Source organism: Terriglobus sp. YAF25 (genome assembly GCF_052113305.1).
GTDB lineage: Bacteria > Acidobacteriota > Terriglobia > Terriglobales > Acidobacteriaceae > Terriglobus.
Map to the genome: position 1 here is coordinate 1 of NZ_JBFRCY010000347.1, position 4,708 is coordinate 4,708.

4 protein-coding genes are annotated in these 4,708 nt (G+C 58.3%); all 4 read right to left on the minus strand.

The annotated features are described in order from the left end of the window. Positions 1-269 (minus strand): response regulator (locus tag AB4043_RS15160; RefSeq protein ID WP_442307419.1); only part of this gene is annotated, 269 nt, incomplete at its 3' end. Then, positions 266-1,930 carry a sensor histidine kinase gene (locus AB4043_RS15165; protein WP_442303407.1) on the minus strand — a complete coding sequence of 555 codons (1,665 nt, stop codon included), beginning with the start codon at positions 1,928-1,930 and terminating at the stop codon, positions 266-268. The genes AB4043_RS15160 and AB4043_RS15165, both read right to left, overlap by 4 nt. Before the next feature lie 365 nt (positions 1,931-2,295). Next, complete coding sequence (locus AB4043_RS15170) at positions 2,296-3,519, minus strand: amidohydrolase family protein (RefSeq protein ID WP_442307420.1); 1,224 nt, start codon at positions 3,517-3,519, stop codon at positions 2,296-2,298. Between the two features lie 97 nt (positions 3,520-3,616). After that, a partial coding sequence (locus tag AB4043_RS15175) for an FtsX-like permease family protein (protein ID WP_442307421.1) occupies positions 3,617-4,708 on the minus strand: 1,092 nt, incomplete at its 5' end.

A 4,708-nucleotide genomic window follows, 5' to 3' on the forward strand; every position in this document is an offset into this window, starting at 1 on the left:
AGGACACGATCGATCACCTCGCCCCTGGCAGTGAGCATAAGCACGGGCGCGGATACACCCTCACGTCGCAGATCGCGGCAGATGTCGAATCCGTTCTTACCCGGCAGCGAGACATCGAGCAGGATGAGATCAAACGGATGCGCGCAGCCAGCCTGATACCCTGCACTTCCGTTACTCTCCCACCTGACGTCATAGCTGTCCGCGCGCAAGCGGTCGATCACACCAATCGCGAAAGCGGGTTCGTCTTCGATGAACAGAATGCGAGTCATGCGGGTATTCTCAGCGTAAAGGTGCTGCCCTGTCCGGGAGTGCTTACCATCGTGACAGAACCGCCATGCGCCTCGGCGGCAGAGCGTACGAGGCTGAGGCCGATGCCTGAGCCCGGAGCACTCGCTTCTACGGCACTTCTGCCGCGGTAGAAGGGTTCGAACAGGCGTTCCTGATCGGAGTCCTCGATGCCCGGACCGTGGTCGGAGACATGAACAAGAATCACCCGTTCCTTCACGGAGTGTTCGACCCGGATGCCGATCCATCGCCCGCTCTTTGCATACTTGATGGCATTCGAAAGCAGATTGTCGATGGCAATGCGGAGCAGGCCGGCATCGCCGTGAACTGCGGGAAGTCCATGGGGAACGACCTGCTCGACATGAAACTGCTCACGAGCAAGCTCTTCCTTGTGCGCAGCGAGGGCGTCGACGATCACTGCTTCAACGTCGACAGACGTGCGCATTCTTGTGCCGAGGTGGGAGTGTATGCCGGCATACTGAAGCGTCTGCTCGATCATTTCGCTGAGCCGGCGTGATTGCTGGTGGATCAGCTCACCGTACTGCGAAACCTTGTCCGCACCTGACACTAGACCATCTGCCTGATTACGCGACAACATCGAGATGGACGACACCGGCGTGCGCAGTTCATGTGAGATCGCGGCAACGAACTGCATCCGCTGTTCGGCAACCTGCTGCATCCGGTGCGCGCCAATCACAAGCAGGACGATAGCTGCGCCAAGCAGCAGCTCCGCCGCGACACCAATCAGAAGATCCCGCCAACGTTCACGTCTGAAAGCTGCAGGAAGCGACATACCGCGATGTGCGATCTGCAACTCCCACATTCCGTCTCCCAACTGAGGAGGAAGACCTGGCGCTCTGCGATTGATCGTTCCGATCTCATAGTGCTGATAGAGGGAGATACCCTTGCCCGAAGTAGAAGGCGGACGCTTTGGCGCCGGCAGCAGACTCCGGAGCGGCACCGTGAAGAACGTCCGCCTGAGATCCGGAGTAACCCTCGGGCCATAGATCCGCTCGCTGTCGCGGTCCCGCGAGACGATCGCAAAATCATAGTCGTTGATGGAGGATTCGCCAAAAGTCTCCTGAAGAAGCGCCGGAACGAGCGTGCCCTTGATGAAGTCCTCGTTCAGCAACGCGACAAAGCAGCGGCCGCCACGTGATGTCCTGAGTACGATGCGGCTTCGGCCTGGGGCCGGCTCTTCACCGACAGGGTTGAACAGAGGCGACGTGATCGCAAGCGGCTGCGTGGAGATCAAACTCATGCAATCAACCGGCTTCATCCACTCTGGTGTCGATACCGCAGCGAAGGTACCGGAAGCATCCGCGCGCCGGACGCGGGGCTGCGAACCTGAAGTATCCAGAAGGTAGAGTTCCTGCAGAACCTTCGGCAAAGCGGGCAACGGCGCACCGGTTGACCATGCGGTCTGCGCATCGTTCTGAAGAAACCCGACGGCGTCCGCGATGTTCCGATTGAACCGCGTCACAAAAAGAGAAGCCGAAGCGTTAAGGTGTTCGCGCTCGCGTTGTATATCTGCAGCGGCCACGCGTTTCGACCATCGATACTGCACAACTGCGACGACGCCGAGCAGTATCGCCAACGTAACGCAAATGGCGATCAGAGTCCGGAAGCCGAAGCGTAGATGCATGGACGTGGATTCTAAAGCATTTTTCCCGTTGTTGGGTATCCCGGGAGAGGAGTGCAGCGGCGTTTTCATTGCGGTGCATAGCGGTGTTTTTCTCAATCCATCCGCTTGGGTGCCCCGTCCTCGCAACGCTAGGGCGGGTAAGGAAGCCACAACTCTTTCATCAGTCCCATCGACGAATCGTTCTGTCTTTGCCGGGAATCTGGGGTGTTCCCGAACCCGCCCTAGCGTTGCGAGGACGGGGCACCCAGGCGGGGAGGATGCATGACAAAGGCGGAAAACGCCCATCGATGCATAACCTCCGCACTGCACCTACAGGAGAATGCTCGAGGGCTTGTATGAAATACAAGGCCCGTCCTGCGGATGAATCACTTCATCGTTTGATTTGCCTGCCAGATTACGATGCCTCCGCGGATTGTATATAGAACATGGGTGAATGCCTCTGGACGGCCTGATGCCGGATCATCCGATAGAACCGTCAGATCGCCGCGCATTCCTAGCATCACTTTGCCTTCTCGCTGCGACAGATGAAACAGCGCCGCCGGAGCGGTCGTCAGCATCTCCAACACATCGCGAAAGGTAAATCCCGCGGCCATCAGCTGGCGAAACTCCTCGCCTTGATCGTAGTCGGCAAGAAACCCGGTGTCGGTGCCATAAACCAGGCGTCCGCCAAGCTGGTGGAATTGATAATCCAGCCCGCGAATCTTCGCGATATCACGGTCCTGGGAAAATAGCTTCAGGGTCGGACTGATTGTCATTTGCTGTGCGACCATGCGCTGCAAGACAGCTCCATCAATTCCGTTTACAGCCTCTGGCGTATGAGCCAGAACATCCACACCGGCATCGATCGCCACTTTCGTTCCTTCCATGTTCGACGAATGCGAAAAAACCAGCCCGCCGCTCTTATGTTCCTCCTCGGTAGCTGCTCGCGCGATCTCCACTTGCATGGGAGTGACTTGATTTGGACGAACGATTGAACCAGTGAAGAGCTTGAGGATGTCCGCTCCGGCAGCGTGGTTCTTGTCGACAAGCGCCTTTGCATCGGCGGCTGTCTCTGGTTGTCCCAGCTTTGCTTTCACATCTGCAGGAACGTCCGCTAAATAGAAAGGCAGCGCATGTACGGGATAGAGTGGGATGCCTGCGGTGAAGATGCGCGGACCGGAGACTTCGCCACTTTCTATCCGCTTCCGCAGTGCGACGGTATTCTCCACATCCGAACCTGTATCGACCACGGTCGTAAATCCCGAGTGGGTGAGCATCTCGCTCAACTGGCGAGTCAATCTCTCTGCGGGTAGATGTGCGGCATCGTTCCACTTTGGCTCCATAAAATGCACGTGCGCATTCCAGAACCCGGCGAGCACAACACACCCCTGGCAGGAAATCCTTTGCATCCCCTTAGGGATGCGCACATGCTCTCCTGCATCCGCAATCACACCGTTGTGGATCACGATCGTCATATGCCTGCGCAGAGGCGCCTCTGGCGAGCTATAAACAGCCGCGTCTTCAATTGCTAATTCCTGGGCCAGACCAACCGCACCCGGAATGAGCAGCAATAACGCAAGCCCAAACACTTTATTGCACAACCTTCCCACCGTCGAACCCCTCTCTACAGGTCACCGCACCTTACAAGCAAGCTGGCGCGCTTCCAGTTTCAAACCAAAGATATGGCCGCTTTCGATGTCCCATCGGTTATTCGAAACGCAGCGCGGTTATTGGATCCACCCTGGTGGCGCGTACTGCCGGAATCCATGTGGCCGCCAGGGCAACAATGCTGAGCAACAGCGGTGTCAGGAGAAATGCCAGTGGATCCCACTTCTCAACGCCGAAGAGAAAGCTGGCGAGGAATCGCGTCAGCCAGAAAGAAGCGGCGATTCCCGCTGCCACACCGATGATCGTGAGGATCATTCCCTGGCGGAGAACCATGTTGCGAAGGTGTGAGGTCTGCGCTCCCATCGCCATCCGTATCCCCAGCTCCTGCGTGCGCTGCTCCACGGAAAACGCCATCAAGCCGTAGATGCCTGCCGCGGCCAGCAACAGTCCGGATGCGCCGAACACGGTAAGCAGCAGCATGTTGAAGCGCTGCCGCGAAACCATCAGGCTATCGATCTCGTCCATGGTTCGGATGTGTGCTACGGGCAGCCCGCCGGTGGCCTCGCGTAGCGCCGACGTCACGGCCGCGACTACAGCATGTGGGTCGCTGTTCGTGCGCACGATCCACCAGAGCGGAGCGACACGCGAATTGAGCGCGGTCTCGCCATCAGGCATCTGTGCCAGAGGAATGTACATGGTCGGAAAGGGATCTTTATTGAGACCATCGTCGCGCGTGTCACCGACGATGCCAACAATCTCGCGAGGCGGCTCAGCGAACGGTCCCCCGAAGCCAGGTGCTTTCTGAATCCGATCCCGCAGCGGGTCGCCCTGCGGCCAGTACTGCTTCGCCATGGCCTCATTGATGAGAATCACTCCCGGAGCCGAGGCGTTATCGCGATCCGTGAACGTGCGGCCGCGTAGAAGAGGAATCGTCAAGGCCTTGAAATAGTTCGCCGAGACCGAGTAGTATCCCGCCCCTCCGGTGGCTGGGGCATTGCCTTTCGACCGCCCCACAATATCGAACGGCATTCCGAAGGCGCCCTGAAGCGGCAACCCATTCCCCGCGGCAGCTTCGACGACACCGGGGATTGCCTTGATGCGTTCCGTACCCTGGCGAATGATCTGATCCACCGGTGCGCTCGTCTGAAATCGGTCGCCACTGATCGACATGGCCATCGTCAAGGTGTTGTG

Excerpts from the sequence above, each read along its gene's own strand:
- AB4043_RS15165 (WP_442303407.1), bottom strand. The coding sequence starts at position 1,930 with ATGCATCTACGCTTCGGCTTCCGGACTCTGATCGCCATTTGCGTTACG.